This is a genomic window from Mycobacterium malmoense (assembly GCF_019645855.1).
In the GTDB taxonomy this organism is placed as follows: domain Bacteria; phylum Actinomycetota; class Actinomycetes; order Mycobacteriales; family Mycobacteriaceae; genus Mycobacterium; species Mycobacterium malmoense.
Map to the genome: position 1 here is coordinate 282,751 of NZ_CP080999.1, position 26,271 is coordinate 309,021.

General features: G+C 67.7%; 28 protein-coding genes. 21 read left to right on the plus strand and 7 right to left on the minus strand.

Features of this window, described 5'->3' with window-relative positions; translation table 11 throughout:
- The first annotated feature begins 30 nt into the window (after positions 1 to 30).
- Positions 31 to 636 carry a GNAT family N-acetyltransferase gene (locus K3U93_RS01310; RefSeq protein WP_083009040.1) on the plus strand — a complete coding sequence of 202 codons (606 nt, stop codon included), beginning with the start codon at positions 31 to 33 and terminating at the stop codon, positions 634 to 636.
- A 170-nt stretch (positions 637 to 806) separates the two neighbouring features.
- Here the strand turns inward: K3U93_RS01310 and K3U93_RS01315 are convergent, their stop codons facing one another.
- Positions 807 to 1,481, minus strand: a complete 675-nt coding sequence (locus tag K3U93_RS01315; RefSeq protein ID WP_083009043.1) for a TetR family transcriptional regulator — start codon at positions 1,479 to 1,481, stop codon at positions 807 to 809.
- 70 nt (positions 1,482 to 1,551) lie between these two features.
- Between K3U93_RS01315 and K3U93_RS01320 the strand changes: the two genes are divergently transcribed.
- The 4 genes from K3U93_RS01320 (at position 1,552) to K3U93_RS01335 (ending at position 5,439) form a co-directional block, all read left to right on the plus strand.
- Entirely contained in the window at positions 1,552 to 2,646 is a 1,095-nt protein-coding gene (locus K3U93_RS01320; RefSeq protein ID WP_083009045.1) for a ferredoxin reductase, read from the plus strand.
- A 28-nt stretch (positions 2,647 to 2,674) separates the two neighbouring features.
- On the plus strand, positions 2,675 to 3,784 hold the full coding sequence (locus K3U93_RS01325) for a fatty acid desaturase family protein (protein WP_083009171.1): 1,110 nt from the start codon (positions 2,675 to 2,677) through the stop codon (positions 3,782 to 3,784).
- Positions 3,785 to 3,874: 90 nt separating this feature from the next.
- On the plus strand, positions 3,875 to 4,399 hold the full coding sequence (locus K3U93_RS01330) for an SRPBCC family protein (protein WP_176219870.1): 525 nt from the start codon (positions 3,875 to 3,877) through the stop codon (positions 4,397 to 4,399).
- Positions 4,399 to 5,439 (plus strand): LLM class flavin-dependent oxidoreductase, encoded by a 1,041-nt coding sequence (locus K3U93_RS01335; protein WP_083009050.1) that lies wholly within the window; start codon positions 4,399 to 4,401, stop codon positions 5,437 to 5,439. The genes K3U93_RS01330 and K3U93_RS01335 overlap by 1 nt, the downstream gene beginning before the upstream one ends.
- Positions 5,440 to 5,446: 7 nt before the next feature.
- Here K3U93_RS01335 and K3U93_RS01340 read toward each other — a convergent pair whose 3' ends face one another.
- Entirely contained in the window at positions 5,447 to 6,559 is a 1,113-nt protein-coding gene (locus tag K3U93_RS01340; RefSeq protein ID WP_083009052.1) for a DUF1214 domain-containing protein, read from the minus strand.
- A complete protein-coding gene (locus tag K3U93_RS01345; RefSeq protein WP_083009055.1) occupies positions 6,556 to 7,155 on the minus strand; it encodes a TetR/AcrR family transcriptional regulator in 600 nt (199 codons plus the stop codon). Before K3U93_RS01345 ends, K3U93_RS01340 begins: the two co-directional genes overlap by 4 nt.
- Positions 7,156 to 7,252: 97 nt before the next feature.
- Between K3U93_RS01345 and K3U93_RS01350 the strand changes: the two genes are divergently transcribed.
- Together K3U93_RS01350 and K3U93_RS01355 are read left to right on the plus strand one after the other, a co-directional pair.
- Positions 7,253 to 8,434: a sulfotransferase family protein gene (locus K3U93_RS01350; protein ID WP_139796740.1), complete on the plus strand. Its 1,182-nt coding sequence runs from the start codon at positions 7,253 to 7,255 to the stop codon at positions 8,432 to 8,434.
- A 28-nt stretch (positions 8,435 to 8,462) separates the two neighbouring features.
- Positions 8,463 to 9,359, plus strand: a complete 897-nt coding sequence (locus tag K3U93_RS01355) for an alpha/beta fold hydrolase (RefSeq protein WP_083009059.1) — start codon at positions 8,463 to 8,465, stop codon at positions 9,357 to 9,359.
- A 22-nt stretch (positions 9,360 to 9,381) separates the two neighbouring features.
- On the opposite strand, the gene K3U93_RS01360 is transcribed toward K3U93_RS01355, so the two are convergent.
- Positions 9,382 to 9,999 (minus strand): TetR/AcrR family transcriptional regulator, encoded by a 618-nt coding sequence (locus K3U93_RS01360; RefSeq protein ID WP_071512617.1) that lies wholly within the window; start codon positions 9,997 to 9,999, stop codon positions 9,382 to 9,384.
- 145 nt (positions 10,000 to 10,144) lie between these two features.
- On the opposite strand from K3U93_RS01360, the gene K3U93_RS01365 reads away from it, so the two are divergent.
- On the plus strand, positions 10,145 to 11,482 hold the full coding sequence (locus K3U93_RS01365) for a cytochrome P450 (protein WP_083009173.1): 1,338 nt from the start codon (positions 10,145 to 10,147) through the stop codon (positions 11,480 to 11,482).
- A 37-nt stretch (positions 11,483 to 11,519) separates the two neighbouring features.
- Here K3U93_RS01365 and msrA read toward each other — a convergent pair whose 3' ends face one another.
- Entirely contained in the window at positions 11,520 to 12,035 is a 516-nt protein-coding gene (gene msrA, locus K3U93_RS01370) for a peptide-methionine (S)-S-oxide reductase MsrA (RefSeq protein WP_071512616.1), read from the minus strand.
- A gap of 66 nt (positions 12,036 to 12,101) precedes the next feature.
- Here msrA and K3U93_RS01375 point away from each other — a divergent pair, with 66 nt between their 5' ends.
- The 4 genes from K3U93_RS01375 to K3U93_RS01390 all read left to right on the plus strand — a co-directional run bounded on the left by K3U93_RS01375 (position 12,102) and on the right by K3U93_RS01390 (position 14,933).
- Complete coding sequence (locus tag K3U93_RS01375; protein WP_083009061.1) at positions 12,102 to 12,608, plus strand: nuclear transport factor 2 family protein; 507 nt, start codon at positions 12,102 to 12,104, stop codon at positions 12,606 to 12,608.
- Positions 12,605 to 13,642, plus strand: a complete 1,038-nt coding sequence (locus K3U93_RS01380) for an NAD-dependent epimerase/dehydratase family protein (protein WP_083009063.1) — start codon at positions 12,605 to 12,607, stop codon at positions 13,640 to 13,642. Before K3U93_RS01375 ends, K3U93_RS01380 begins: the two co-directional genes overlap by 4 nt.
- 19 nt (positions 13,643 to 13,661) lie before the next feature.
- On the plus strand, positions 13,662 to 14,486 hold the full coding sequence (locus K3U93_RS01385; protein WP_083009175.1) for a class I SAM-dependent methyltransferase: 825 nt from the start codon (positions 13,662 to 13,664) through the stop codon (positions 14,484 to 14,486).
- Between the two features lie 66 nt (positions 14,487 to 14,552).
- Positions 14,553 to 14,933 carry a DUF427 domain-containing protein gene (locus K3U93_RS01390; RefSeq protein ID WP_083009065.1) on the plus strand — a complete coding sequence of 127 codons (381 nt, stop codon included), beginning with the start codon at positions 14,553 to 14,555 and terminating at the stop codon, positions 14,931 to 14,933.
- Here the strand turns inward: K3U93_RS01390 and K3U93_RS01395 are convergent.
- On the minus strand, positions 14,927 to 15,334 hold the full coding sequence (locus K3U93_RS01395; protein WP_071512612.1) for a nuclear transport factor 2 family protein: 408 nt from the start codon (positions 15,332 to 15,334) through the stop codon (positions 14,927 to 14,929). The genes K3U93_RS01390 and K3U93_RS01395 overlap by 7 nt on opposite strands.
- Before the next feature lie 88 nt (positions 15,335 to 15,422).
- On the opposite strand from K3U93_RS01395, the gene K3U93_RS01400 reads away from it, so the two are divergent.
- Together K3U93_RS01400 and dps are read left to right on the plus strand one after the other, a co-directional pair.
- A complete protein-coding gene (locus tag K3U93_RS01400) occupies positions 15,423 to 16,331 on the plus strand; it encodes a DNA-3-methyladenine glycosylase family protein (protein ID WP_083009177.1) in 909 nt (302 codons plus the stop codon).
- Positions 16,332 to 16,406: 75 nt separating this feature from the next.
- Positions 16,407 to 16,958, plus strand: coding sequence for a DNA starvation/stationary phase protection protein Dps (gene dps, locus K3U93_RS01405; RefSeq protein ID WP_071512786.1), 552 nt, complete (start codon positions 16,407 to 16,409; stop codon positions 16,956 to 16,958).
- A gap of 30 nt (positions 16,959 to 16,988) precedes the next feature.
- On the opposite strand, the gene K3U93_RS01410 is transcribed toward dps, so the two are convergent.
- The gene (locus tag K3U93_RS01410) at positions 16,989 to 19,037 is read right to left on the minus strand and encodes a chloride channel protein (protein WP_230981558.1); all 2,049 of its coding nucleotides are present in this window, start codon (positions 19,035 to 19,037) and stop codon (positions 16,989 to 16,991) included.
- 173 nt (positions 19,038 to 19,210) lie between these two features.
- On the opposite strand from K3U93_RS01410, the gene K3U93_RS01415 reads away from it, so the two are divergent.
- The 7 genes from K3U93_RS01415 (at position 19,211) to K3U93_RS01445 (ending at position 26,266) form a co-directional block, all read left to right on the plus strand.
- Complete coding sequence (locus tag K3U93_RS01415) at positions 19,211 to 20,194, plus strand: pirin family protein (RefSeq protein WP_083009070.1); 984 nt, start codon at positions 19,211 to 19,213, stop codon at positions 20,192 to 20,194.
- Between the two features lie 2 nt (positions 20,195 to 20,196).
- Positions 20,197 to 20,832, plus strand: coding sequence for a TetR/AcrR family transcriptional regulator (locus tag K3U93_RS01420; RefSeq protein WP_071512609.1), 636 nt, complete (start codon positions 20,197 to 20,199; stop codon positions 20,830 to 20,832).
- A gap of 83 nt (positions 20,833 to 20,915) precedes the next feature.
- The gene (locus tag K3U93_RS01425) at positions 20,916 to 21,893 is read left to right on the plus strand and encodes a class I SAM-dependent methyltransferase (protein WP_083009073.1); all 978 of its coding nucleotides are present in this window, start codon (positions 20,916 to 20,918) and stop codon (positions 21,891 to 21,893) included.
- A gap of 5 nt (positions 21,894 to 21,898) precedes the next feature.
- On the plus strand, positions 21,899 to 22,831 hold the full coding sequence (locus K3U93_RS01430; protein WP_139796741.1) for a class I SAM-dependent methyltransferase: 933 nt from the start codon (positions 21,899 to 21,901) through the stop codon (positions 22,829 to 22,831).
- Positions 22,832 to 22,890: 59 nt separating this feature from the next.
- The gene (locus K3U93_RS01435) at positions 22,891 to 23,763 is read left to right on the plus strand and encodes an SAM-dependent methyltransferase (RefSeq protein ID WP_230981728.1); all 873 of its coding nucleotides are present in this window, start codon (positions 22,891 to 22,893) and stop codon (positions 23,761 to 23,763) included.
- A 149-nt stretch (positions 23,764 to 23,912) separates the two neighbouring features.
- The gene (locus K3U93_RS01440) at positions 23,913 to 25,343 is read left to right on the plus strand and encodes an aldehyde dehydrogenase family protein (protein ID WP_083009080.1); all 1,431 of its coding nucleotides are present in this window, start codon (positions 23,913 to 23,915) and stop codon (positions 25,341 to 25,343) included.
- Positions 25,344 to 25,405: 62 nt separating this feature from the next.
- Positions 25,406 to 26,266 (plus strand): SDR family oxidoreductase, encoded by an 861-nt coding sequence (locus K3U93_RS01445; RefSeq protein ID WP_083009082.1) that lies wholly within the window; start codon positions 25,406 to 25,408, stop codon positions 26,264 to 26,266.
- Positions 26,267 to 26,271 lie beyond the last annotated feature (5 nt).

Genomic DNA, 26,271 nt, shown 5'->3' on the forward strand with positions numbered 1-26,271 from the left:
GGGGGACGTCACCCGATTAGCCTGGTTCGGGTGAGCCCGCAGGCGCGTCCGGCGCGCAAAGCCGATGTCCGCGACCTGTCACGCACCCTGGCCCGGGCGTTTTACGACGACCCGGTGATGATCTGGCTCCTCCCGAACGAGAAGGCGCGGACCGCGCAGCTATACCGGTTGTTCGCGACGATGACCCGTCACCACCATCTGGCCCGCGGCGGCGTGGAGGTGGCCTGCGACGGGCCGGGCATCGGTGCGGCCGCGCTGTGGGACCCGCCGAATCAATGGCAGGAAACGCGCCGCGGGCAGCTCGCGATGACGCCGACGTTCATCCGGGTCTTCGGGCTCCGTTCGATGCGGGGACGTGCCGTACAGGAACTGATGAAGCGCACACACCCCGAAGAACCGCACTGGTATTTGGCCGTGATCGGAAGCGACCCGACGGTCCGCGGTCGGGGCTTCGGGCAGGCTTTGCTGCGGTCGCGGCTGGACCGCTGCGATGCCGAATATTGTCCGGCCTATCTCGAGTCGACAAAACCCGAAAACGTGCCGTATTACGAGCGTTTCGGCTTCACGGTCACCCGCGAGATCGGGTTGCCCGGTGGCGGGCCGCCGCTGTGGGCGATGTGGCGGGCGCCGCGATAACAGGTCGCCGCGTTTAATCCCCGGGGGCCGGGGCAACCGTTGCGTATGGCTGGTGACAATGGCGACTTCGATGCGGGCGACTTGGTCGACCCCGCGGACTTTCCCGAGGAAGGCGGCCCCGGCGCGCTCACCGCGGCTAGATGTTCACTCCGAGGGCGAAGCGAACGTTTTCAGGGGCTGCTTCGCCAGCCGGCTATGCCGACGGCGATCATCCGCAATTGCTTGACGGCGATCCGCCGGATGTCTTCCAGCGCCTCGGCGCTTTGCGCGTCCTCGATTGCCTCGGCGATGACGATCATCGCGTTCACGAAAAGCGTCGCCAAGACATTGAGGTCCTCGGTGGACCACTCGTTGAGTCCCGGGAAACGCGCCAGGTCGGTGGCCAGCTCGGAGGTGATCAACCGGATCTCGGTGCGGATGGCGTAGCGCAGCACGCTCACCCCGCTGTTGCGCTCCCGGGCGATGAAACGCCAGTGCTCCCGTCGTTGGGCGACACTGGCGATCAGGATCTCGACGGATGACTCGATCACCCGGTTCGGGTCGAGCCTGCCGGTGCGGGCCTCGCGCAGGGTGTCGCGCAAGCTGCGAAACGATTCGTCGATCAGCACCAGCCCAAGGGCCTCCATCGACTCGAAATGCCGGTAGAACGCCGCGGGCACGATCCCGACCTCCCGGGTCACCTCGCGCAGGCTCAGGCTGGAAAAGCTGCGGTCGTGCAGCAGCTTGAGTGCCGCGGCGATGATGGCACGGCGCGTGGCCTCCTTGCGCTGCTCACGCGACGGGTTTTTGCGTGAACGCTCGCGGCTCGACCGGTGCGGCCGTGAGCTAGGAGTACGGCTGTTCACTGTGTGAACCGTACCACAGACCTGCGGTAAACCCTTGACTATCCCCGCACGACGGTCGCACGGTGTACATATGTTCACTCAAAATCCTGCTCGAAACCTCGCCCAAACGCTTGGGAAGCGAGTCCTGGGTTCGGACCTGGTAGACCTGCTCACCGGTCCACACGGCGTGGACCGCTACACCGAGCTGGTGGCGCCAACCTGGACGCTGGGCGAAGCCCGCGCCAAGGTCATCGACGCGCGCCGGACCACGCCGCGCAGCGTCACCCTCACGCTGGCTCCCAACGCGGCCTTCACGTCCACCTACACCGTCAAGGCCGGCCAGCACGTCAACCTCACCGTCGACATCGACGGTCGCCGGCACGCCCGCTGCTATTCACCGGCCAACGCCGAATGCAGCGCCACCCTCGAGCTCACGATCGGTCATCACGAGGGCGGACTCGTCTCGACCCACCTATATGAGCGGGCCCGTCGCGGCATGATGGTCGGCCTGGCCGGCGTGGGTGGTGACTTCGTGTTGCCCGCGGCGCGGCCGCGGCGGATCCTGTTTGTCTCCGGCGGAAGCGGCATCACACCGGTCATGGCGATGCTGCGCACGCTGATCGCCGAGGGCCATCGGGGTGAGATCGCGTTCGTGCACTACGCGCGCGCCGCTGCGGAGGCGTGCTATCGCGACGAGCTGGCCGCCCATAAAGATCGGCCCGGCGTTCGCGTGCTGCACGGCTACACGCGATCGGATGCCGGCGACCTGACCGGTCGCTTCGGGCCCGAGCACCTGGCCGCCGCCATGCCCTCACCCGATGCGGTGTTCGTCTGCGGTCCAACGGCTTTGGTCGAGGCCGTGCGAGAACACTGCGACAACGTGTACACCGAGAGCTTCGTCCCGCCCGTGCTCGAGCCGCCGGCCAATCCGTCGGGTGGGCGAATCACGTTCGCCGACAGCGGTGTTGACGTGGTCGACGACGGGCGCTCGATACTGGAACAGGCCGAATCGGCCGGTCTGACGCCAGAATACGGATGCCGGATGGGCATCTGCCACACCTGCACCCGGCGCAAGGCCGTCGGCACCGTGCGCAACCTGATCACCGGCGCGGTCTCGACGGCCCCCGACGAAAACGTCCAGATCTGCGTGTCGGTCCCCGTCGGCGACGTCGATCTGTCGCTGTAAACGCCCCGAGATGATGGGAGAAAACGTCATGTCAGATAACAAGATCACCCTGATCCCCGAGCAGGCCGACGCATTCGGCCGCGAACTCGACGCCATCAAGGAACGCGTGCTGGCAGACCTCGGCGAACAAGACGCCGAATACATCCGCCGCGTCATCAAAGCCCAGCGTGCACTGGAAGTCGGCGGACGCGCCCTGCTCTTCCTGCCGCCGGCCTGGCTGTTGGGCACCGCGATGCTGGGCCTGTCGAAAATCTTGGACAACATGGAGATTGGCCACAACGTCATGCACGGCCAGTACGACTGGATGCGTGACCCGGCGATCTCGGGTCGCGCCTTCGAGTGGGACACGGCGTGCCCGGCCGATCAGTGGCGGCATTCGCACAACTACATGCACCACACCTACACCAACATTGTCGGGATGGACCGCGACATCGGCTACGGCATCCTGCGGATGAGCGAAGACCAGCCTTGGGAGCCCTACTTCCTCGGCAACCCGCTCTACGCGTTCTTGCTGATGGTGTTGTTCCAGTACGGCGTCGCGCTGCACGAACTGGAAACCGAGCGCATTCGCTCGAGGGAGATCAGGCTCGTCGACAAGCGTGAGGTGCTTCGGGAGATCTGGAAAAAGACGCGCCGCCAGACGCTCAAGGACTACGTCGCGTTCCCGCTGCTGGCCGGGCCGTTCGCCCCATTCGTCTTCTCCGGCAATCTCTCGGCCAACCTGATGCGCAACGTGTGGTCGTACATGATCATCTTCTGCGGCCACTTCCCCGACGGCACTCAGGAATTCACCGTCGAGGAGACCAAAGACGAATCCCGCGGTCAGTGGTACTTTCGCCAGGTCCTCGGTTCGGCAAACTTGACCGGGGGCAAGGTCTTTCACCTGCTGTCCGGCAACCTTTCGCACCAGATCGAGCACCACCTGTTCCCGGACATACCGGCGCGCCGGTATTCGGAGATCGCGCCCGAGGTGCAAGAGATCTGCGAACGCTACGGCATCCCCTACAACCGCGGTCCACTGCCGCGACAGTTCGGCACCGTCGTCCGCAAGATCGTCAGGCTGACCTTCCCGGACTCCTGGTCCCCGCGGCGCGCGGCCTCGAGCAGGCCGGCCGATCGAGCGCCCGCCGTCGCGTGAGCCCGCGCTGACGGCGCCGAGCCTGCGCACAGGTGCGTCTCTTGGACGGCGGTCCAGCACTGGACGCAGTCTCGATCCAAGCGGGGCACAATGGGGCCCGTGGAATGGACCGGCGCGCGCTACGCAGACAAGCCAACGGTGGAAGCCTCGACGTGGATCGACGCCGACCCCGCCCGGGTGTGGAGCCTGGTCTCCGACGTCGAGCTGATGCCGAGCCTCAGCAACGAGCTGCAGTCGGTGGAGTGGGTCGGCGGGGCCGACAAGCCCCGAGTCGGCGCCCGTTTCGTCGGACACAACGAACACCAAGCGTTCGGGCAATGGAGCACCACCTCGCAGATCGTCTCCTACGACGAGCCACGCGAATTCGCCTGGGCGGTAGGCGACTCCGACAATCCCGCGGCGACGTGGCGATTCCGGCTGGCACCCCGCGACGGCGGCACCGTGCTCAGCTACTGGATGCAGATGGGCCCGGGACGTTCGGGGTTGTCGGTGGCGATCGACTCGATGCCCGACAAGGAACAAAAGATCGTGTTCGTGCGGCTGCGGGAGTTCGAGACCGCCATCGGCAGGACCCTCGCGGCGATCAAGAGGCTGGCCGAGCACGGGGTGCGGTGATGCGCACCGCGACGACGGTCGAGTTGTCCGGCGTCGGTAGGGATGCGATCGATTTCGTCGTCGAGGCGGAGAAGCTGGGTCTCGACGTCTGCTGGGTCGCCGAGGCGTGGGGTGCGGACGCGCCGTCGGCGCTGGGTTACCTCGCGGCCCGCACCCGGCGGATGCTGCTCGGCTCGGGCGTCCTGCAGGTCGGCACCCGCTCGCCCGTCCTGGTCGCCCAGACCGCGATCACGCTGTCCAACCTGTCGAACGGGCGATTCCTGCTGGGCCTGGGCGCCTCCGGCCCACAGGTGATCGAGGGCCTGCACGGCGTCTCGTTCAGCCGGCCGCTGGCACGCATCGCCGAAACCGTCGACATCGTGCGTCAGGTCTTCGCGGGAGGCAAAATCTCCCACTCCGGCAACGAGTTTCAGATCCCGCATCCCGGCGGCGAGGCGGTGCCGATGCGGTTGTCGACTCGGCCCGAGCACACCATTCCGATCTACCTGGCCGCGCTGTCACCGGCGATGCTGCGGTTGACCGGACGGATCGCCGACGGCTGGCTGGGCACCAGCTTCGTTCCCGAGGGCGCCGGGGACGCCTACTTCTCCCACCTCGACGCCGGGCTGGCGGCCGCCGGTCGCACCCGCGCCGACATCGACATCTGCCAGGGCGCCGAAGTCGCCTTCGCCTCAGACGAAGACGAGCTCCGCGGCATGGTCGCGGCCCGCAGGAAGGAGCTGGCGTTCAGCCTCGGCGGCATGGGGTCCTCGAGCACCAACTTCTACAACCGGGCCTACAGCCGGCAAGGCTGGGCCGACGTCGCCGCCGAGGTGCGCGACCGCTGGCAGCGGGGCGACCGCGACGGCGCGGCGGGGCTGGTGACCGACGACATGGTCTTGGCGACCACGCTCATCGGGACCGAGGACATGGTTCGCGCGCGGCTGGCGGTCTGGCGCGATGCCGGCGTGAACACCGTGCGGCTGTATCCCGCGGGCGACACGCTCGACGTCAAGCTTTCGACGCTCGGCCGGGCCATCGAGCTGGCCCGCGAGGTTTAGCGCGCCCTTAATGCACCGCCGTCGGCGCTTCCGACACCTTCACGAGTTTTACCTCGGGCCGCGCCGGCACCCCGTCGGCGAGAAACCAGCGGAAGGCGAGGTTGCCTCGCGGATAGCCCAGCGCGGTCACCGAATTCGGGTGGGCCGTCATCGCGCGGGACAAGACGATCGTCACGGAGCCGTCGCCGTTGGCGATGGCGCTGTGGCCGTTGATCGAGCAACGGGCGTCGGGGCCCTCCGAGGCGCCATAGGTGGCCATGAACTGGTTCCACACCACCATGTTCCAGAACCTGCACGACGGCGGCCGGTGCGTGATGACCAGTGCTTCGTCGTCGTCGAGCACGAAGCTGCCGTAGGAGTAGCAGGCATCGCGCGCCGACCAGCCGAAGTTGGCGTCGGGCACCTGGTAGGGATCGGCGAATTGGTTTGCGGCGTGGGCGGTCTCGTGCCCCAGCGCGTGCGCGTCGTCCGCTCGCGCCCCGACAACCAGCGGCACGATGGCGAACATGGTGCGCATCCAGGTCGCCGCCGCCCGCAGCCGGGCGGCGGTCTCCGCGTCGCCGTGTCGTATGGGGTCCGGCTCGTCGAGTGCCTCGATGCGCCAGACGACCGGGCGGCCGGTCAGTGGGTCGGCCTGGTAGTCACGGGTCATCAGCACCGCCGCGCCGGGCGTGGGACCGAGCTCGAAGGAGAAGTTGCCGTCGGCGTCGACATCGAGGTCGCTGTCACGGACGATCGCGACGACCCGGTCCGACCACGCGCCGGGCGACGGTTCGTTGTAGGCGGTCACCGAGAAGTACACGCTGTCGCCCCGATTGCCGCTGATGCGGTAGCGCCGCTCCGGATCGACCGGGCACAGGAAGTAATAGGCGTCGGTGTTGTCGCCGCCCCACCGACGATCGCGACGGAACGGCGTGTTCACCGCGACGAACTGCGGCCGGCCGGGTTCGGGGAACAGGTAGGCATCGAACGCCACGCCCAGCGTGGCGGCGAGCATGCGATAGCCGTCGGCGATGTGCCGGTCGTCGGTAACCGCACGATCGCCCTCGAGGAACGAACGGTCAAGGTCGCCGATAGTCGCCAAGAGCTCTTTCCACGCGGTGGCCGATTCGTGCGTCATGCTGTGGTTCCTTTCAGGATTCCTTTCAGGAGCAACGTGGTCGTGCGGTCGACCCAGGCGTCGTCAAGGTCGGCGCCGCGCGTGAGCAGGGCCATCAGGGTGAGGCCGGCGATGGCTTCTGCCAGTTCGGCGGCCAGTTCGGCAGCGGTCACATCGGCCCGGACCTCACCGGAGGCCGCGGCGCGTGCGAGCCGCTCGACGAGGCCGCCGGCGATGATGCCGGCGAAGCGCTCCAACAGCGCCGAATGCAGGGTCGGATCCGCCGCCATCTCGCCGATGAGTCCCGGCAAGGCCGCCTTGGCGGCCGGCGTCGTCAGGAAAGCCATTGTGCGGCGGACCATTTCGCGCAGGTCCCCGGGCAGCGAGCCGGTGTCGGGAATCGCCGTCGCGGCGCCGATCGGGAACACCGCCTCGTGTACCAGGTGCGCCTTGCTCGGCCAGCGCCGGTAGATCGCGGGCTTGCTGGTGCCGGCCCGCTCGGCGATGGCGGAGACCAGCAGCCCGGCGTAACCGGTTTCGGCGAGAAGCTCGACCGTCGCGCGCAGCACAGCGGCGTCAATACGTGGGTCACGGGGCCGGCCAAAATCAACAACCATTACGAAACTCAGAGTAACATAAGTCGCCGTGACCCACGTCCGGCTTGACGACCTAACCCAGCCCCGATTTAGCGCCGAGGCCCAGCAGATCCTCGACATGATGGCCGCGATGGCGCCCCAGTGCCCGTTGGACGCCGACGCGCTGCACGCGCACGCCAGCGCCGACACCGGCCTGCACAATTTCGGCCCCCGGGGAGTCCGCGACTACCGCGACTACCGCGAAAGGCTCGACGTCTACCTCGCCGCGCTGCGTGACATCGGCGGGCTGCACGCGGCTGGCGTGGTCAACTTCTACGGGCAACTGCTGCAGTTGCTCAAGAACCGGCTCCTGTTCACCGACCTGCTAAGCCGGCACCCCGAGATCGACGACATCGAACTGCGCCCGCCGGTCGTGATCGCCGGCCTGCCCCGCACCGGCACCACCCACCTGCACAATCTGCTGGCGGCGCCGCCCACCTTCCGCACCATGCCGTACTGGGAAAGCGTCGAGCCGTTCCCGTTGCCGCGGGAGACGGGGGTTCAGCCGGATCCGCGGCGGACGCGCATGGACGTCGCGGTCGGGGTCATCAACACCGTGATGCCCCATTTCGCGCTGATGCACGAGATGACCACCGATCATGTCCACGAAGAAATCCAGCTGCTCGCCAACGACTTTTCGACGATGTTCTTCGAGACCCTTGGCGACGTGCCCCGCTGGCGCGACTACTACCAGGCCCACGACCAGACGCCCCACTACGAATACCTGGCCGGGCAACTCAAAGCGATGCAGTTCCTGCGCGGCGGGCGGCGCTGGCTGCTCAAGTCACCCCAGCACCTCGAGCAGGTGCCGGTGCTGGATCGGGTTTTCCCCGGCAGCATCGTCGTGTTCACGCACCGTGATCCGGTGCCGGTGGCGCTGTCGATGATCGCGATGATCACCTATTCCGCGCGCATGCACCGCTCGCCGGTGCCGGTGGAGGAGATCGCGCAGTACTGGGTCGACCGTCTGCACCAGATGTTCTCCGCACTCGTCCGCGATCGTGACACCATCGGCCCGGACCGTTCGATCGACATCCGTTTCGACGACTTCATGGTCGACGAACTCGGCGTCGCCGAGCGGGTCTACGCCCTGGCCGGCGAACCGTTCACCGAAGACGCACGAACGCCGATCGCCGACTACCTGGCGGGCCACCAGCGTGGCCGGTTGGGAAACGTCGAAACATCGCCCGAGATGTTCGGGTTGACCGAGGACGGTCTGCGCGCCCGATTCGCGCCGTATGTCGAGCGGTTCCTGTCATAGTTCACGCGCGAGCGCTACGTTCTCAAAGATGGTCACCATGCCCGCCCTGGACGGCGTCGAACACAGATTCGTGGAGCTCGGCGAAGGGGTCACGATCCATGTCGCGGACGCGGGTCCGGCCGACGGACCCGTCGTGATGCTGGTGCATGGCTTTCCGCAGAACTGGTGGGAATGGCACGAATTGGTCGGTCCGCTGGCCGCCGACGGCTACCGGGTGCTGTGCCCGGACCTGCGCGGCGCGGGCTGGAGCTCGGCCCCGCGGTCGAGCTATTACAAGAACGACATGGCCGACGACCTGGCGGCCGTGTTGGATCGATTGGGCGTTGCGACGGTCAAACTCGTCGCCCATGACTGGGGTGGACCGGTCGCGTTCATCATGATGCTGCGCCATCCGGACAAGGTGGCCGGCTTTTTCGGGTTGAATACCGTTGCCCCCTGGGTGCGCCGAGACCTCACGCTGCTCCGCAACATCTGGCGGTTTTGGTATCAGATCCCGATCTCGCTGCCGGTGATCGGCCCGCGGCTGATCGGGGATCCCAAGGCACGGTTCTACCGGGTGCTGGCGTCGTGGGTCGGCGGTGGATTCTTGGTGCCCGAGGACGACGTTCGCTTGTACATCGAGTGCATGCGCCAGCCCGGGCACGCGGTGGCCGGTTCGCGGTGGTATCGCACCTTCCAGGGCAGGGAGTTGCTGCGCTGGCTGCGCGGCGAGTACGACCTCAAGGATGGGGCCCGCGTCGACGTGCCGGTCCGCTGGCTAAGTGGCACCGAAGATCCCGTGCTCACCCCGGAACTGCTGGACGGATACGCCGACCGCATAAGCGATTTCAAGGTCGAGCTGGTCGACGGCGTCGGCCACTGGATCGTCGAGCAGCGACCCGAGCTGGTGCTCGGCCGGCTCCTGGCCTTCCTTGGGGATTCGTAGCCGCCGAAACCCGCGGCTGCGCTCAGTGCCGGGGACCGAGCAGCGCCACGGACGCATCCACGGCGGGTTCGACGATCTCGCGGATCGGCCGCCTGTCTTCGACCGCAAGCGCGGTCAGTTCGCGCAGGCCACCCAGCAAGATCACGGCCAGCGGCGATGTCAGCGGCGGCAGGCCGGCCCGCCGGAACCCGGGGCTGGCACTGAGGTCGATCAGCAAGTCGGACAACAGTTGCAGCCCGCGCCGCTGGACGGGCCGAGCGACGGCACCCAGCGACGGGAGTTCACGAATCCAGCTCAAGGTGATGGCCGGGCGGGACTCGATGCGTTCGACGTAGGCCTCGACGGCCTGGCGGATCTGCTGGTGCCAGTCCGCCTCGGGGTCGACCGCCGCGGCGATGCTCGCACCGAGCGTCTCGACGTCGGCCCGCAGCAGCTCCAGGAAGCACTCTTCCTTGCCGGCGAACCGGTCGTAGAACGTGCGCTTGGAGGTGCGGGCGTGGCGGACGATGTCGGAGACCGTGCTGGCACGATAGCCGCGCTCACCGATCGAGGTGGCCAGGCCGTCGAGCAGCCGCATCCGGAACGGGTCTCCCGCGGCCGGTGGGCCGCCGAGCGTCGCGTCGCCGGCCGCCGCTGTCATCACCGATGTCACCGACGGCGCCCCTTTCGCTGGAAACGGCAACCCTTGTCAGGCTTGGTACCACAGAGTACCGTACCGGGAAAGGCCTGTGGTACACCGTCGTACCATCCCGATCACGGGGCGGATGTTGGGAGCAATCACCGTCATGAGCGAAGTAGCCACCGCCCCACCGGCGCCCCCCGCGGTCAAGTTGCCCCCGGCGGCCCCGATACCGAAGCTGTTGTGCGGCATCATCTTTGCGATTTCACGGCGGGGGATAATCAAACGCCTGGCGCGCCGCTACGGCAACGTCTTCACGCTGGACATCCCGATCTACGGTCGGGTGGTGATCGTCGGCGACCCGCAGCTGGCCAAGCAGGTCTTCACCGCCAGCCCCGAGGAGCTCGGCAACATCCAGCCCAATCTGAGCCGCCTGTTCGGCTCGGGTTCGGTCTTTGCGCTCGACCGCGATGCACACCGCCGCCGCCGACGGCTCCTGGCGCCGCCGTTCCACGGCAAGAGCATGAAGAACTACGAGGCCATCATCGAAGAGGAGACGCTGCGCGAGATCGCCGGCTGGCCGGAAGGCCGGCCTTTCGCAACGCTGCCGTCGATGATGCGCATCACGCTCAATGCCATCCTGCGCGCGGTTTTCGGGGCTGACGGCGCCGAGCTCGACGAGCTGCGCCGGCTCATCCCGCCGTGGGTCACCCTGGGCTCGCGCTTGGCCGCGCTGCCGAAACCCCAACGCACCTATGGTCGATTCAGCCCCTGGGGCCGGCTGGCCAAATGGCGGCGCCAGTACGACGTCGTCCTCGACAAGCTGATCGAAGGCGAGCGGGCGGATCCGAACTTCGAGGAACGGACCGACGTGCTCGCGTTGATGCTGCGCAGCACCTACGACGACGGTTCGGCCATGTCGCGCAAGGACATTGGTGACGAGCTGCTCACGCTGCTGGCCGCCGGGCACGAAACCACCGCGGCCACGCTCGGCTGGGCGTTCGAGCGGATCACCCGACACCCCGACGTGCTGGCGGCCCTGGTCGAGGAGGCCGACAATGCCGGTGAGGATGCCGGCTGTGAGCTGCGCCAGGCGACAATCCTGGAAGTCCAGCGGGCCAGGACGGTCATCGATTTCGCCGCCCGTCACGTCTATCCGCCGGCCTTCCAACTCGGCGAGTGGAGCATTCCGGGCGGGCATTCGATCATCGTGGCCATCACGCGGATACACGAAAGCGCCGACGTCTATCCGGACCCGGAGCGCTTCGACCCGCAACGCTTCGTCGGAAGCAAGCCGTCCACGTTCGCGTGGATTCCGTTCGGCGGCGGGACCCGGCGGTGTGTGGGGGCCGCGTTCGCCAACATGGAGATGGATGTGGTGCTGCGAACGGTGTTGCACCACTTCACCATTGAGACCACTACGGCGCCGGGGGAGCGGTGGCACTGCCGCGGTGTGGCCTACACCCCGAAGGACGGCGGGCGGATTGTGGTTCGCCGGCGCTGAACCCGCTTTGAACCTGCGGCGAACCCGCGGCGCCGAATCAACTGCCGGTGGCCGCGCGGCGCGGCAACTTCCAGCCGGGGCGCACGTAGTGGCAGGTGTAGCCGTCGGGGTAGTGCTGCAGGTAGTCCTGGTGCTCGGGCTCGGCCTCCCAGAAGTCCCCGGCCGGGCTGACCTCGGTCACCACCTTGCCGGGCCATAGGCCCGACGCCTCGACGTCGGCGATGGTGTCCAGCGCGATTCGCTTCTGCTCGTCGTCGAGGTAGAAGATGGCCGACCGGTAGCTGGTCCCCCTGTCGTTGCCCTGGCGGTTCTTCGTTGTCGGATCGTGGATTTGGAAGAAAAACTCCAGCAGTGTGCGGTAATCGGTGACCGCCGGGTCGTAGACGATCTCGACCGCCTCGGCGTGCGAGCCGTGGTTGCGGTAGGTCGCGTTGGGGGTATCGCCGCCGCTGTAGCCGACGCGGGTCGAGATCACACCGGGCTGTTCGCGGATCAGCTCCTGCATTCCCCAGAAGCAGCCGCCGGCGAGGATCGCTTTTTGCGTGTTGGCCATTGCTTATCCTCCTAACCGGCCGTGACGGTGCCCACGCTACACTCCGCCGGTGAGGTGTAACGGGGCGTGAGCACACCAGCGTTTTCTCGCAGCGAGCTGGCCGCAGCCTTCGAGACGTTCGAGCAGACGGTCGCCCGCGCCGCCGAAACCCGAGACTGGGAGGCCTGGGTCGGCCAGTACACGCCGGATGTCGAGTACGTCGAGCACGCGGCGGGCACCATGCGCGGCCGCGACCAGGTGCGCGAGTGGATTCAGCGAACGATGACGGCCTTCCCGGGCAGCCACATGGTGGCGTTCCCGTCGTTGTGGTCTGTCATCGACGAGCCCACCGGGCGGATCATCATGGAACTGGACAACCCGATGCGCGACCCCGGCGACGGCAGCGTCATCAGCGCCACCAACATCTCGATCATCACCTACGCCGGCGACGGTCAGTGGTCTCGTCAGGAAGACATCTACAACCCGCTGCGCTTCCTGCGGGCGGCGATGAAGTGGTGCCGCAAGGCGCAGGCGCTGGGCACGCTCGATGAGGACGCCGCGCAGTGGATGCAGCAGTACGGAGGAGCGGCGTGAACGCGCCCAAGCTGGTCATCGGCGCCAACGGTTTTCTGGGTTCGCATGTGGCCCGCCAGCTCGTCGCCCAGGGAGCTCCAGCGGAGTATGAGGTGCGGGCGATGGTCCGCCCGACCGCCAACACCCGCGCCATCGACGACCTCGCGCTCACCCGAATCCACGGCGACGTATTCGACACCGCCACTTTGCAAAAGGCGATGGATGGCGTGGACGACGTGTACTACTGCGTCGTCGACACCCGCGCGTGGCTGCGCGACCCGTCGCCGCTGTTCCACACCAACGTCGAAGGCCTGCGCAACGTCCTCGACGTCGCCGTCAAACAACCCGATTTGCGCAGGTTCGTGTTCACCAGCACCTACGCGACGGTGGGCCGGCGACACGGGCACGTCGCGACCGAAGAAGACGTCGTCGGCTCCAAGGGCCTGACTCCCTATGTCCAATCCCGGGTTGCGGCCGAAGACCTGGTGATGCGGTACGTGGCCGAAGCCGGGTTGCCCGCGATCGCGATGTGTGTCTCGACGACCTACGGCAGCGGCGACTGGGGCCGCACCCCGCACGGCGCCTTCATCGCCGGCGCGGTCTTCGGCAAGCTGCCCTTCCTGATGAACGGCATCCAACTGGAAGCCGTCGGCGTCGACGATGCCGCCCGGGCCATGATCCTCGCCGCCGAGCGCGGGCGCGTCGGCGAGCGGTACCTGATCTCCGAACGGATGATCGCGCTCAAGGAGGTGGTGCGGATCGCGGCCGACGAGGCCGGTGTGCCGCCGCCGCGACGCTCGATTTCGGTGCCGACGCTCTACGCGCTGGGCGCGCTGGGCAGCCTGAAGGCCCGGCTCACCGGCAAAGACGCCGAACTCAGCCTCAAGTCGGTGCGCATGATGCGGGCCGAAGCCCCCGTCGACCACGGCAAGGCGGTCCGCGAGCTGGGCTGGCAGCCGCGCCCGGTCGAGGAATCCATCCGCGAGGCGGCCCGGTTCTGGGCCGCCATGCGCGCAGCTAATAAAAAGAGCAGCGCCCCCGCCCAAGCCGAATAGGCTCGGCCCCGTGGAACGCATTCAGGTCGACCTCCACGGGCCGCCGCAGACCATGCTGGCGACGTTGTACGCCAAGGCCCTCGACGCCGACTTGCCTAACCCGATACTGGGCGATCGCCACGCCAAGGAGATCGTCGAGCGGATCGACTACGACTGGACGAAAACCGCCATTTCGGCGCGCAATTCGCCGTCGGTGACGACCCGGACGGCGCACTTCGACACCTGGGCTCGCCAATTTCTCGCCGCGCATTCCAGCGCCTCGAAAGCCATTGTCCTGCACGTTGGGTGCGGGCTGGACGGCCGATATTTCCGGCTCCAACCGGGCCCGCACGTCGAGTGGTACGACGTCGATTACCCGGACGTCGCCGAGCTGCGCACCCGGCTCTACCCGGCCGCGGACCACTACCACGTCGTCGCCGCGTCGGTAACCGATCCGGCCTGGCTGGCCGAGATGCCCAACGACCGGCCCACGCTGATGATCGGGGAAGGGCTGACCATGTATCTGAGCGAACGGGACGGCGTTGCGCTCTTGCGACGGGTCGTCGATCGCTTCCCGTGTGGGGAGTTGCAGTTCGACGCGTTCAACCGGCTGGGCATCAAGTCGCAGTGGATGAACACGGTGGTGCGGCGTTCCGGATCGACGTTGCGCTGGGCAATCGACGGGCCCGGCGAGATCCTCGAGGCGGTGCCCGGCACTCGGCTGCTTTCCTGGGTGCGGTGGTTCGAATCGGACACCTTCGGGCGGTTACCGCGCGCCTACCGGGCCATGGGCAGGGTCATGTCGCTGGTTCCGGCCGTTGCCAACATGGCGCAATACCACCGCTACGCATTCGGACCGGCGTGACGCCGGGAAGCGTTGAGCGCGGGCCGCTGTTGCACCCGTTGTCTGCGTCTCTAGGAGGTATCAACCATGGCCCATCGGCAAGTCTTGGAGCCCAGCGCTGGGCACCCGATCACCATCGAGCCGACAAGGGGACGGGTGCAGGTTCGCGTCCATGGCGAACTGGTCGCCGACACAACGGCGGCGTTGGAATTGCGGGAAGCGACTTTGCCTGCGGTGCAATACATTCCGCTTGGCGACGTGGTGTCCGACCGGCTGATCCGCACGGACACCAGCACCTACTGCCCGTTCAAGGGTGACGCGAGCTACTACAGCGTGCGGACCTCCGCCGGCGACACCGTCGAGGATGCGATCTGGACGTACGAACAGCCGTATCCGGCTGTCGCGGCGATCGCCGGGCACGTCGCCTTCTACCCCGACAAAGCCGAAATCAGCGTGCAGGCTCAGTAGATCCGGCTGGGTGGCTCGGGCAGCGCCCGCGCCTGCGCGCGGGTGTCGCTGTATTCGCGCATCGAAACGATCAGCCCGTCGCGGGTCTCGAAGATGCACACGAACGGGCTGTCGTATCGGACGCCGTCGGTGGTAGTGCCGACGGCGTTGGCCTCCACCACCACCGTGTCGCCCTCGTTGAGGCAGCGGAGCAGGTCGATGGTGACCTCGAGGGTCTGTTTGCGCCAATCGATCACCCGCCGCAGGGTCTCCTTGTCGAAGGAAACGCGGGTGAAAAGGCTCCAGTAGGTGAAGTCGTCGCTCAGCAGCGTGAAGCCCTCGTCCAGGTCGCCGCCCTCGCTCATGCTCTGCAAAAACATCCAGGCCAGTTCTGCCTGCGGGGCATCGAACGGCGTCACCACATCGCAATATTGTCTTGGCAGATAGCCAACGGTCAATCAGCGCGGTCCGTAAAACCAGCTGGACCTTTTGGGACTGAAGGGTTACTGGTTGAAGAGCGCGCGCACTGTCACCTTCCCCGGGGCGACCAGCTTCGGGCACACGTTGGCGCCGCTGCGCCGGGGGCCTCGGGATCCCTGCTTCCAAATCCCCGGTGACGGCGCCATCTGGCGAACCAGCCTGGTGCCCACCGGACCCGTGACGGCGCGGATCAGCCGCGCGGCTCCCAACGCGGCCGAATGCCTGGCGTGGGGTAACGGCGCGCCGGAGTTCATCGAGATGCTGCCCGCAATGCTGGGCGCCGATGACGACGCCTCGGATTTCGTGCCGCGGGACCCGACGGTCGCGGCCGCGCACCGCCGGGTTCCGCACCTGCGGCTGGGCCGCACCGGGCTGGTGCTGGAAGCCCTGATCCCGGCGGTCATCGAGCAGCGGGTGCCCGGCGCCGACGCTTTTCGATCGTGGCGCCTGCTGGTGTCCAAGTACGGGACGCCGGCGCCCGGACCGGCACCGGCCGGCATGCGGGTACCGCCGCCGGCCGAGGTCTGGCGAAACATCCCGTCGTGGGAATTTCACCGGGCCAATGTCGACCCGCGACGGGCGCAGACGGTGGTGAATTGTGCGCGGCGAGCCGCTTCGCTGGAACGGTTGGCGTTATGGCCGGCGGGGGCCCGCGAAGCGTTGACGACGCTGCCGGGTGTGGGCGAGTGGACCGCCGCGGAGACCGCGCAACGGGCCTTCGGTGACGCCGACGCCGTATCGGTGGGCGACTACCACATCCCGAAGATGATCGGCTGGACATTGCTGGGCCGCCCGGTCGACGACGCGGTGATGCTCGAGCTGCTCGAACCGATGCGACCGCACCGCCACCGGGTGGTTCGGTTGCTCGAGACCAGTGGGCTGGCATCCGAACCGCGCCGCGGTGCGCGGCTGCCGGTGCAGCAGATCAGCCGGCTTTGACGCGGCCCGCGGTTTTCGGCAACGGCCATCGGGTATCCCACCGGGAAAGTGACAGCGCGGAACCAGGAGGAATCGATGACGCAGTTCACTATTCCGGGACTGACGGACAAGCAGGGGGCGCGGCTTGCCGAGCTGCTGCAAAAGCAACTGAGCACCTACAACGATCTTCATCTGACGCTCAAGCACATTCACTGGAACGTGGTGGGCCCCAACTTTATTGGCGTACACGAGATGATCGACCCGCAGGTCGAGGCGGTGCGTGGCTATGCCGACGAGGTGGCCGAGCGCATCGCCGCTCTCGGGGCGTCGCCACAGGGCACCCCGGGCGCGATCGTCAAGGATCGCACCTGGGACGACTATTCGGTCGGCCGCGACTGCGTCCAATCGCATCTGGCGGCGCTGGACCTGGTCTACACCGGCGTCATCGAAGACATCCGCAAGGCGATCGCCGAGACCGAGGAACTGGACCCGGTCACCCAGGACATCCTGATCGAGCACGCCGCCCACCTGGAGAAGTTCCAGTGGTTCGTTCGGGCGCACCTCGAAAGCGCCGGCGGGACGTTGACCCACGAGGGCTCGGCCACGGAAAGGGAGGCGGCCAGCAGCGCGCGTGGCAAGTCCGCGTAGGCACCGCGATGCTTGCGCTTCGCCGTGGTCTCACGATCGAGTCGCCGTATCCTGGCCGCTCGTGCCGTTTTTGGGAATGAGGACGTTGATCCGGTCGCCCGCGGCGAGTCGCACGGCCGCGTCGGCGTCGACGAGCTGCCGGTTATGGAGAACCGACACGGGGAAGTGACCGGTGGGCCAGTCGAGTTCGCCGACGATCCGGCCGACCGCGGCCGAATCGGGCGTGAGGGTGTGTTCGACGATGCGGTATCCGGCGAGCTGGCTTCGCGGATCGTGTTCGGCGGTCGGGGCTTGCGGGTCGGCCCATTCGGCGGCCTGGTGGCTGGCCGCGATGTCCGGTTGGGCGTCGGCGAGGTAGGCGTCGACCGCGCGCAGCACGTTCTGGTTGGTCAGCCAGCCCTGGACGCGCCGGGCCTCGGTGTCGATGACCGGCAGCCCGTCGCGGCCGTAGAGGACGAGCTGCCGCAGGGCCTGGGCGAGGCTGTCGTTGGCGAAGAGCGCCTGCGGTTCGCGGACCCGGGTGACCGGGCCGAGCAGGGTCGTCCAGTCGGGGTCGGCGTCGCCCGCCAGGCCGGTGAGGTCTAGCGGAACGGTGAACCGGTGCATGGCGTCGGCCGCGGTGAGGTTGGCGAATGCATGGGTGGGAGTGACGCGGTCGATGTCGATGCCGCGGCGCAGCAGTTTGGTGGTGTAGATGGTGCCGTAGGAAAGCGCGCGGGACACGGTCGTGCCGACGGCGACGGCCAGCATGACCGGCAGGGTGAGGGTGAAGTCCCCGGTCATCTCGACCGTGCTGGCCAGCGCCGTGAGCGGGGCGCGCGCGGCGGCGGCAAACACGGCGCCCATGCCGACGATCGCGTAGAGCGCGGGATGCCCGACGGCGGTGCCGATTACGTGCTGAACGATCAGCCCGAAGGCCATGCCGGAAGTGGCTCCGACGAACAACGCGGGCGCGAACACTCCGCCCGAGCCGCCGATGCCGATGGTGAGGCTGCAGGCCAGTATCTTGCCCGCCGCGAGGATCACCAGGAACCACAGCGCGTAGTGGCCGGCGAAGGCGGCGTACACCACCGGGTAGCCCACCCCGTACAGCTGCGGCACCGCCAGTAGCAACAGGCCCAGCGCGATCCCGCCGACCGCCGGCCGCGCCCAGGCCGGACGCTGGCCCCACACCCGGTCGCACAGATCCTCGGTCGCGTACAGGACCTTGGTGAACACAACCCCGATCAGCCCCGCGATCGCCGCGAGAAGGGCCACCAAAAGGTAATTGGCGATGTGGTCCAGTTCGATGCCGGCGGGAAGCTGGGTCAGGAAAGGGGCGGAGCCGAAGAAGACCCGGGCGATCACGTCGGCAACCATCGCCGAGAGCATGATGGTGAAGACCGCCTCGACCGAGAGCTCACGCAGGATCAGTTCGACGGCGAAGAACACCCCCGTGACGGGGGCGTTGAACGTGGCCGAGATGCCGCCGGCGGCGCCGCAGGCCACCAGCACCCGCAGCCGGTTTTCCGGCATCCGCACCCACTGACCGAGGCTGGACGCCAGCGCCGCCCCTATCTGCACGATCGGGCCCTCCCGCCCGACGGAGCCGCCGGCGCCGATGCACAGCGCCGAGGCCAGCGCCTTGACCACCGTCACCTGGGGACGGATGCGGCCACCGTTTTCGGCCACCGCGATCATGACTTCCGGCACGCCGTGGCCGCGAGCCTCGCGGGCGAACCGGGAGATCAACGGCCCGTACAACAACCCGCCGAGCACGGGGACGATCACGAAAAAGCCGACCCCCAACCAAGGCAGGTGGCCGCTAGCCACCCGCCCCTGCTGCCCGAACTCGTCCTGCCCGGTCGCCAGCCAGGTGAAGCCGTAGATCAGGTAGCGGAACGCCACCGCGCCAAACCCGGCGCCAATCCCCACCACGATCGCCACGCAGAACAATCCCAGGCGGTTCGCGCGCAGCCAGCCGGCCACCCTCCCCACCACGTCGGCCACCGATCGCGGCGCCCGCACCGGATCGGCGGCCGCCTTGTCCTGCTCCATCCGCGTCACCTTCCCGCCGTCGACCCTTTCAGGCCCGGGCATGCCGCGACAACCATCTACCACGGCAAATATTGCACTATAAAACGATCGTCTGCCGCCCACGGTAGCGAGGTTCGCAAGGTTGCCATCCAGTCGCCGTCCTCACCCGTGGCGCACCGGGGAATAACCGGACCGAAGTCCGGTTATATGAGGTGACGCTAAATTTGGAGGTAAGCATGCCTGCTATCACCGCAGACACGATCGCGCTGCCGCGGATCAGCCCCGCCGGTCCGACCGACACCGAGCGGCCGGTCCGGTCGATCACCACCGGGCCGCGAGGATACGAAGGCGAGGGTTTCCCGGTGGTTCGCGCGTTCGCCGGGGTCGGCACCGCCGCTCTGGATCCATTCGTGCATATGGACCAGATGGGGGAGGTGGAATATCAGCCGGGCGAACCAAGGGGCACCGACTGGCATCCGCACCGCGGCTTCGAAACCGTCACCTACATGATCGACGGAAAATTCGCGCATCAGGATTCCCACGGCGGTGGCGGCCTGATCACCGACGGCGCGACGCAATGGATGACGGCCGGCTCGGGCATCTTGCACATCGAAACCCCGCCCGCCGAGCTGGTCGAAAGCGGCGGCGTCTTTCACGGCATCCAGCTGTGGGTGAACCTGCCGAGGAAAGACAAGTTCGCACCGCCTCGGTATCAGGCCATCGAGGGCGAGGACGCCAAGTTGCTCGCATCCGACGATGGCGGAGCGCTGGTTCGCATGATCGCCGGCGAGATCGACGGTCAGCGCGGGCCCGGCGTCACGCACACGCCGATCACGTTGGCGCACGCGACGATCGAAAACGGAGCCCGGCTCAGCATTCCGTGGCGGCGTGATTTCAACGCGCTGGTGTACGTGTTGTCCGGCAGCGGATACGTCGGCCCGGTCGCGCACCCGATTCACCAGGGTCAGTTGGCGGTGCTTGGACCCGGCGATCGGATCACCGTGGGAGCCCGGCCGGCCCAGGATTCGCGCCGCGTGACGGCCATCGATGTGCTGATTCTGGGCGGCCGGCCCATTCGCGAACCCGTTTTCCACTACGGACCTTTTGTGATGAACTCGCGGGCCGAATTGATCGAAGCGCTGGAGGACTACCAAGCCGGAAAGTTCGGCAACATTCCGCCAAATGCGCTAATGCCACACCATGGCGGTGGCACACTTTAGCAATGCGGCCAACGGCGAGTCGCCGGCCAGGACGCCCCCCTGCCGCGACGGCAGACGAGACGCGTCAGCGCATCATTCAGGCCGCTCGTCTGGTATTCAGCGAACGCGGCTACGCCGGTGCGACCTTCCAGGCAATTGCCGTCCGCGCCAACCTGACCAGGCCGGCGATCAACCACTACTTTTCCACCAAGCGGGCGTTGTACCGGGAGGTGTTGGAGCAAACCAACGACCTCGTCATCAGGACCGGCATCCGGGAGGCGGAGCGCGCGCCCACGCTGATGGCGCGGCTGACGGCGTTCATCTCCGCCGCGGTGCGCGCTAATTCCGACAATCCCGCCGTGTCAGCGTTTTTGATTACCGCCGTGCTCGAATCGCAACGGCATCCGGAATTGAGCCGAATCGAAAACGATTCGGTGCGAATTAGCCGGGAATTTCTGATGTGGGCGGTCAGCGACGCGATTGAGCGTCGCGAGGTCGCCGCTGACATCGACGCCTGCGCACTGGTCGAGACGCTGCTGGTGGTGCTCTGCGGTGTGGGGTTCTACGCCGGCTACGTCCGCAGCTACGAGGAAATGCTGGCCGTCACCGACATGCTGCGCCAGCTGCTGGAGGGTGCGCTCTGGCGGCCCGAGGCCTGAAACGCGCGGCGTCGACGCGCGCCCAGTGACGTGGCGCACAGACCGCATAGTTTGCCTAACTTACTCGGTAGCATTGTCGCGACATGACTGACCTGGATTCCTCGTTACCGCCGTCCTTGAGGACCGCCGGCGACAGTTGGGCCATCACCGAACTCGTCGGCGCCACCGCGTTGGGGGTCGCCGCGTCGCGTGCGGTGGAAACGGCCGGATCCAGCCCGCTGATCCGTGACGATTTTGCCCGGGTATTGGTGTCGCCCGCCGGTTCGGCGTGGGCGCGGCTGACCGACCCCGAGCTGGCCTGGCTCGACGGCGACGAGCAGGGGCAACGGGTGCATCGGCTGGGTGTCGACTATCAGGCGGTGCGCACCCACTTCTTCGACGAATACTTCGGCAACGCCACTCAAGCCTCTGCCGACCGGATCCGGCAGGTGGTGATCCTGGCCGCCGGGCTGGATTCCCGCGCCTACCGCCTGAACTGGCCCGCGGGCACCGCGGTCTACGAGATCGACCAGCCCCAGGTGCTGGAGTACAAGACCCGAATCCTGGAATCGCACGGCGCCGTTCCCACCGCGCGCCGGCACCCGGTCCCGGTCGACCTGCGTGAGGATTGGCCGGCGGCGCTGACGGCCGCGGGATTCGACCGCACCCAACCGACCGCGTGGCTTGCGGAGGGGCTGCTGCCCTACCTGCCCGGCGACGCCCAAGACCGGCTCTTCGAGATGTTCACCGCCCTCAGCGCGCCGGGCAGCCAGGTTGCCATCGAGGCGTTCGGCATGAATTCGAGGGGCAACACGCAGCGCTGGCGGCGGATGCGGGAGCGGCTCGGCCTGGACGTCAACGTCGAAGCCCTGACCTACCACGAACCCGACCGTTCGGATGCCGCCCAGTGGCTGGCCGACCACGGCTGGCAGGTGCACTCCGTGAACAACCGCGAAGAGATGGCCCGGCTGGGCCGCCCGGTTCCCGACGACCTGACCGATGACGCCGTCCGCAGCACGCTGCTGCGCGCGCGTCTCGGCGCGCCACCCAACCGACCATCGAACAGCGGGAGTACGCGATGAGCTCACTGCGCACCCACGACGACACCTGGGACATCAAGACCAGCGTCGGCAGCACCGCCGTGATGGTGGCCGCGGCCCGGGCCGTCGAAACCGAGCGGCCCGACGCGCTCATCCGCGACCCGTACGCGCGACTCCTGGTCACCAACGCCGGTGCCGGCGTCCTGTGGGAGGCCATGCTCGACCCGGCGATTGCCGCCAAGGTCGAAGCGCTCGACGCCGACTCCGCGGCCCAGCTCGAGCACATGCGTGGTTATCAGGCGGTGCGGACGAACTTCTTCGACACGTACTTCGCCGACGCCGTCGCCGACGGGATCCGGCAGGTGGTGATTCTGGCGTCGGGTCTCGATTCGCGCGCCTACCGGCTGGACTGGCCGGCCGGCACCGTCGTGTACGAGATCGACCAGCCCCAGGTGCTGGCGTACAAATCCACCACGCTGGCGGAAAACGGCGCGACTCCTTCGGCCGATCGCCGCGAGGTGGCCATCGACCTGCGCCAGGACTGGCCGGCCGCGCTGCGCGCCGCCGGCTTTGACCCGACGGCGCGGACGGCCTGGCTAGCCGAGGGCCTGCTGATGTACCTGCCCGCCGAGGCGCAGGACCGGTTGTTCACCCTGGTCGGTGAGCTGAGCCCCGCCGGAAGCCGGGTCTCGGCGGAAACCGCGCCGGCGCATGCCGACGAGCGTCGGCAGCAGATGCGCGAGCGGTTCAGGAAGGTGGCCGACGAGCTGGGATTGGAGGAGACCGTCGACGTCGGGGAGCTGATGTATCGCGACGACCACCGGGCGGACGTCGCGGAATGGCTCAACAACCACGGCTGGCGGGCTCGGGCGCAGCGATCGGCCGACGAGATGCGCCGACTGGGCCGCTGGATTGAGAATGTGCCGCTCGCCGACGACAAGGACGCGTTCTCCGAGTTTGTCATCGCGGAGCGGTTCTAGTGGCGCGCACCGCCGATGACTCCTGGGACATCGCCACCAGCGTCGGGGCCACCGCGGTGATGGTCGCGCTGGCCCGCGCCGCCGAGACGGCCAGCGCCGACCCGCTCATCCGGGACCAGTTCGCCCAGGTGCTGGTGTCCACTCCCGAACTCGAGGGGGTTCGGGAGCAGGTCGCCGCGTGGTGGGCCCCCGAGCCGGACGACGACTCGGATTTCGCCCCCGACTCGCAGAACATGATCGACTACCAGGCGGTGCGCACGCATTTCTTCGACGCGTACTTCGCCGACGCCACTCAAGCCTCTGGGGCCGGCATCCGCCAGGTCGTGATCCTGGCCGCCGGCCTGGATTCGCGCGCCTACCGGCTGGATTGGCCGGCCGACACCGTCGTCTACGAGATCGATCTGCCCAAGGTGCTGGAATACAAGGCCGAGACGCTCGCCGCCCACGGCGCCACGCCGACCGCCGACCGGCGGCCGGTGCCGGTCGACCTGCGCCACGACTGGCCCCAAGCGTTGCGCGACGCCGGTTTCGACGCGACCCGCCCGACGGCCTGGCTGGCCGAAGGGCTGTTGCCGTTCCTGCCGGCGGCGGCGCAGGAAGCCATGTTCGCCTCGATCGACGAGCTGAGCGGGCCGGGCAGCCGGGTCGCGGTTGAAATCTTCGGGGTCGACGAGGAGAAGCGCCGCGAGGCCGAGCAGAAGTGGCAGGAGCTGCGGGCCAAGCGCGAGGCGCGCGGCCAAGACACCTCGTTCAACCCCTTCGACCTCTGGTTTGACGACGGGGACCGCGCGGACTGTGCCGACTGGTTCGGCGGGCACGGCTGGACCGTGCGCACCGTGAATGCGCGCGAGGAGGCGCTGCGACTGGGCCGCGCGCCGCAGCCGGAGGAGCGGCCGTTTACCAACAGCTTCGTGACGGCAACCAAATCCTGACCGGTCCCCGGCCGCGCCTCCCAGGATCTTTTTCACTGCTCTCCCAACCCGATGGTTAGGATCGCGATTACCACGTGTGCGCGCTTTCCCGACGAGCGGCGGGCACGCTCCGGGAGGTCCGAGCAGGGTCCAGGCAGGGAAGGACAACGATGACCACCGAATCGGTCGCACCGAAGACATCCGAGTCCACGGGCGGGTCCCCGGCGGCCGCGCCGGTCGACATCGCCGCGACGGTGGCCCGGCTCCGCAAAACCTTCGCCACCGGTCGCACCCGTGACATCGAGTGGCGCAAGCGGCAGTTGCTGCAGCTGCAAAAGTTGATGGAAGACAACGAGGCCGCGATCGGCGCCGCGCTCGCCGACGATCTGGACCGCAACCCCTTCGAGGCATATATCGCCGACGTCGCGACCACCGCCGGCGAAGCGAAGTACGCGGCCAAGCGTGTGCGCAGGTGGGCGCGCCGCAGGTACCAATTGCTCGAGCTGCCGCAGCTTCCCGGCCGCGGCTGGATCGAGTACGAGCCGTACGGCACCGTGCTGATCATCGGCGCCTGGAATTACCCGTTCTACCTGACGCTGGGTCCGGCGGTCGGGGCGATCGCCGCCGGAAACGCCGTCGTGCTCAAGCCCTCGGAAATCGCGCCCGCGTCGTCGCGGTTGATGGCCGAGCTGGTGCCTCGCTACCTCGACAACGACGCGATCGCGGTGGTCGAGGGCGACGGCGCGGTGAGCCAGCAGCTCATCGCGCAGGGCCTGGACCGCGTCATGTTCACCGGCGGCACCGAGATCGGCCGCAAGGTCTACGAAGGCGCGGCGCCGCACCTGACCCCGGTCACGCTCGAGCTTGGCGGCAAGAGCCCGGTGATCGTCGCGGCCGACGCCGATGTGGACGTCGCGGCCAAACGCATCGGCTGGATCAAACTGCTCAACGGCGGTCAGACCTGCGTTGCCCCCGACTATGTGCTGGCCGACGCGAAGATCCGCGACGAACTCGTGGACAAGATCGGCGCGGCCCTCACCAAGTTCCAGTCCAAGGAGCCGCACGGGATACGCATCGTCAACCGGCGCCAATTCGACCGCATCAGCGGCTACCTGTCGGGTAACGACGGCAAGGTCATCGTCGGCGGCGGCTGCGACCCGTCGACCCTGCGGATCGAACCGACCGTCGTCGTCGACCCCGACCCGGACGGGCCGCTGATGCGCAACGAGATCTTCGGTCCGATCCTGCCGGTGGTGACCGTCCAAAACCTGGACGACGCAATACGTTTCGTCAACTCGCGGCCCAAGCCGCTGTCGGCGTATCTGTTCACCAAGTCGCGCGAGACCCGCGAGCGGGTGATCAAGGAGGTGCCGGCCGGCGGCATGCTGGTCAACCACCTCGCCTTCCAGGTGTCGACGGCCAAGCTGCCGTTCGGCGGGGTCGGCGCGTCGGGCATGGGCGCCTACCACGGGCGCTATGGTTTCGAGGAGTTCAGCCACCGCAAGTCGGTGCTGACCAAGCCAACCCGCCCCGACCTGTCGAGCTTCATCTATCCGCCCTACACCGAACGGGCCTTCAAGATGGCCCGCAGAATGTTCTGACGCCGCCGGCGCCGACCGCCGATCGCCAATAACCCCTATTTCCAATAGGAGAGAGGAACCTAATGCCCGGAGTGCAGGATCGTGTCATCGTCGTCACCGGAGCCGGCGGGGGACTGGGCCGCGAATACGCCCTCACCCTCGCCCGCGAGGGCGCCAGCGTCGTCGTCAACGACCTCGGCGGAGCCCGCGACGGCACCGGCGCCGGACACAACATGGCCGACCATGTCGTCGCCGAAATCAAGGACGCGGGCGGCCGCGCGGCCGCCAGCTACGACAGCGTCGCTAGCGAAGAGGGCGCGGCCAACATCATCAAGACCGCGCTCGACGAGTTCGGCGCCGTGCACGGCGTGGTCAGCAACGCCGGCATCCTGCGCGACGGCACCTTCCACAAGATGACGTATGAGAACTGGGACGCCGTGCTCAAGGTGCACCTCTACGGCGGGTACAACGTGCTGCGCGCGGCCTGGCCGCACTTCCGCGAGCAGAGCTACGGCCGGGTCGTCGTCGCCACGTCGACCAGCGGGCTGTTCGGCAACTTCGGCCAGACCAACTACGGGGCCGCCAAGCTCGGTCTCGTCGGCCTGATCAACACGCTGGCCCTGGAGGGCGCCAAGTACAACATCCACGCCAACGCGGTCGCGCCGATCGCGGCGACCAGGATGACGCAGGACATCTTGCCCCCCGAGGTGCTGGAGAAGCTCACCCCCGAGTTCGTCGCTCCGGTGGTGGCCTACCTATGCACCGAGGAAAACCCCAACAACGGCTCGGTTTTCGTCGTCGGCGGCGGCAAGGTGCAGCGGGTCGCGCTGTTCGAGAACGACGGGGCCAACTTCGACAAGCCGCCGTCAGTGCAGGACATCGCCGCGCACTGGACCGAGATCACCGACCTCTCGGCCGCGCAAAAGGCCGGCTTCAAGCTGTAGGAGCC

Bases quoted from the DNA above. Each gene is read 5' to 3' on its own strand.
- K3U93_RS01320 (WP_083009045.1), top strand. From the start codon at position 1,552: ATGTTCACTCAAAATCCTGCTCGAAACCTCGCCCAAACGCTTGGGAAG.
- K3U93_RS01325 (WP_083009171.1), top strand. From the start codon at position 2,675: ATGTCAGATAACAAGATCACCCTGATCCCCGAGCAGGCCGACGCATTC.
- K3U93_RS01330 (WP_176219870.1), top strand. From the start codon at position 3,875: ATGGGGCCCGTGGAATGGACCGGCGCGCGCTACGCAGACAAGCCAACG.
- K3U93_RS01335 (WP_083009050.1), top strand. From the start codon at position 4,399: ATGCGCACCGCGACGACGGTCGAGTTGTCCGGCGTCGGTAGGGATGCG.
- K3U93_RS01340 (WP_083009052.1), bottom strand. From the start codon at position 6,559: ATGACGCACGAATCGGCCACCGCGTGGAAAGAGCTCTTGGCGACTATC.
- K3U93_RS01345 (WP_083009055.1), bottom strand. From the start codon at position 7,155: ATGGTTGTTGATTTTGGCCGGCCCCGTGACCCACGTATTGACGCCGCT.
- K3U93_RS01350 (WP_139796740.1), top strand. From the start codon at position 7,253: ATGATGGCCGCGATGGCGCCCCAGTGCCCGTTGGACGCCGACGCGCTG.
- K3U93_RS01355 (WP_083009059.1), top strand. From the start codon at position 8,463: ATGGTCACCATGCCCGCCCTGGACGGCGTCGAACACAGATTCGTGGAG.
- K3U93_RS01360 (WP_071512617.1), bottom strand. From the start codon at position 9,999: ATGACAGCGGCGGCCGGCGACGCGACGCTCGGCGGCCCACCGGCCGCG.
- K3U93_RS01365 (WP_083009173.1), top strand. From the start codon at position 10,145: ATGAGCGAAGTAGCCACCGCCCCACCGGCGCCCCCCGCGGTCAAGTTG.
- msrA (WP_071512616.1), bottom strand. From the start codon at position 12,035: ATGGCCAACACGCAAAAAGCGATCCTCGCCGGCGGCTGCTTCTGGGGA.
- K3U93_RS01390 (WP_083009065.1), top strand. From the start codon at position 14,553: ATGGCCCATCGGCAAGTCTTGGAGCCCAGCGCTGGGCACCCGATCACC.
- dps (WP_071512786.1), top strand. From the start codon at position 16,407: ATGACGCAGTTCACTATTCCGGGACTGACGGACAAGCAGGGGGCGCGG.
- K3U93_RS01410 (WP_230981558.1), bottom strand. From the start codon at position 19,037: ATGCCCGGGCCTGAAAGGGTCGACGGCGGGAAGGTGACGCGGATGGAG.
- K3U93_RS01415 (WP_083009070.1), top strand. From the start codon at position 19,211: ATGCCTGCTATCACCGCAGACACGATCGCGCTGCCGCGGATCAGCCCC.
- K3U93_RS01420 (WP_071512609.1), top strand. From the start codon at position 20,197: ATGCGGCCAACGGCGAGTCGCCGGCCAGGACGCCCCCCTGCCGCGACG.
- K3U93_RS01425 (WP_083009073.1), top strand. From the start codon at position 20,916: ATGACTGACCTGGATTCCTCGTTACCGCCGTCCTTGAGGACCGCCGGC.
- K3U93_RS01435 (WP_230981728.1), top strand. From the start codon at position 22,891: ATGGTCGCGCTGGCCCGCGCCGCCGAGACGGCCAGCGCCGACCCGCTC.
- K3U93_RS01440 (WP_083009080.1), top strand. From the start codon at position 23,913: ATGACCACCGAATCGGTCGCACCGAAGACATCCGAGTCCACGGGCGGG.
- K3U93_RS01445 (WP_083009082.1), top strand. From the start codon at position 25,406: ATGCCCGGAGTGCAGGATCGTGTCATCGTCGTCACCGGAGCCGGCGGG.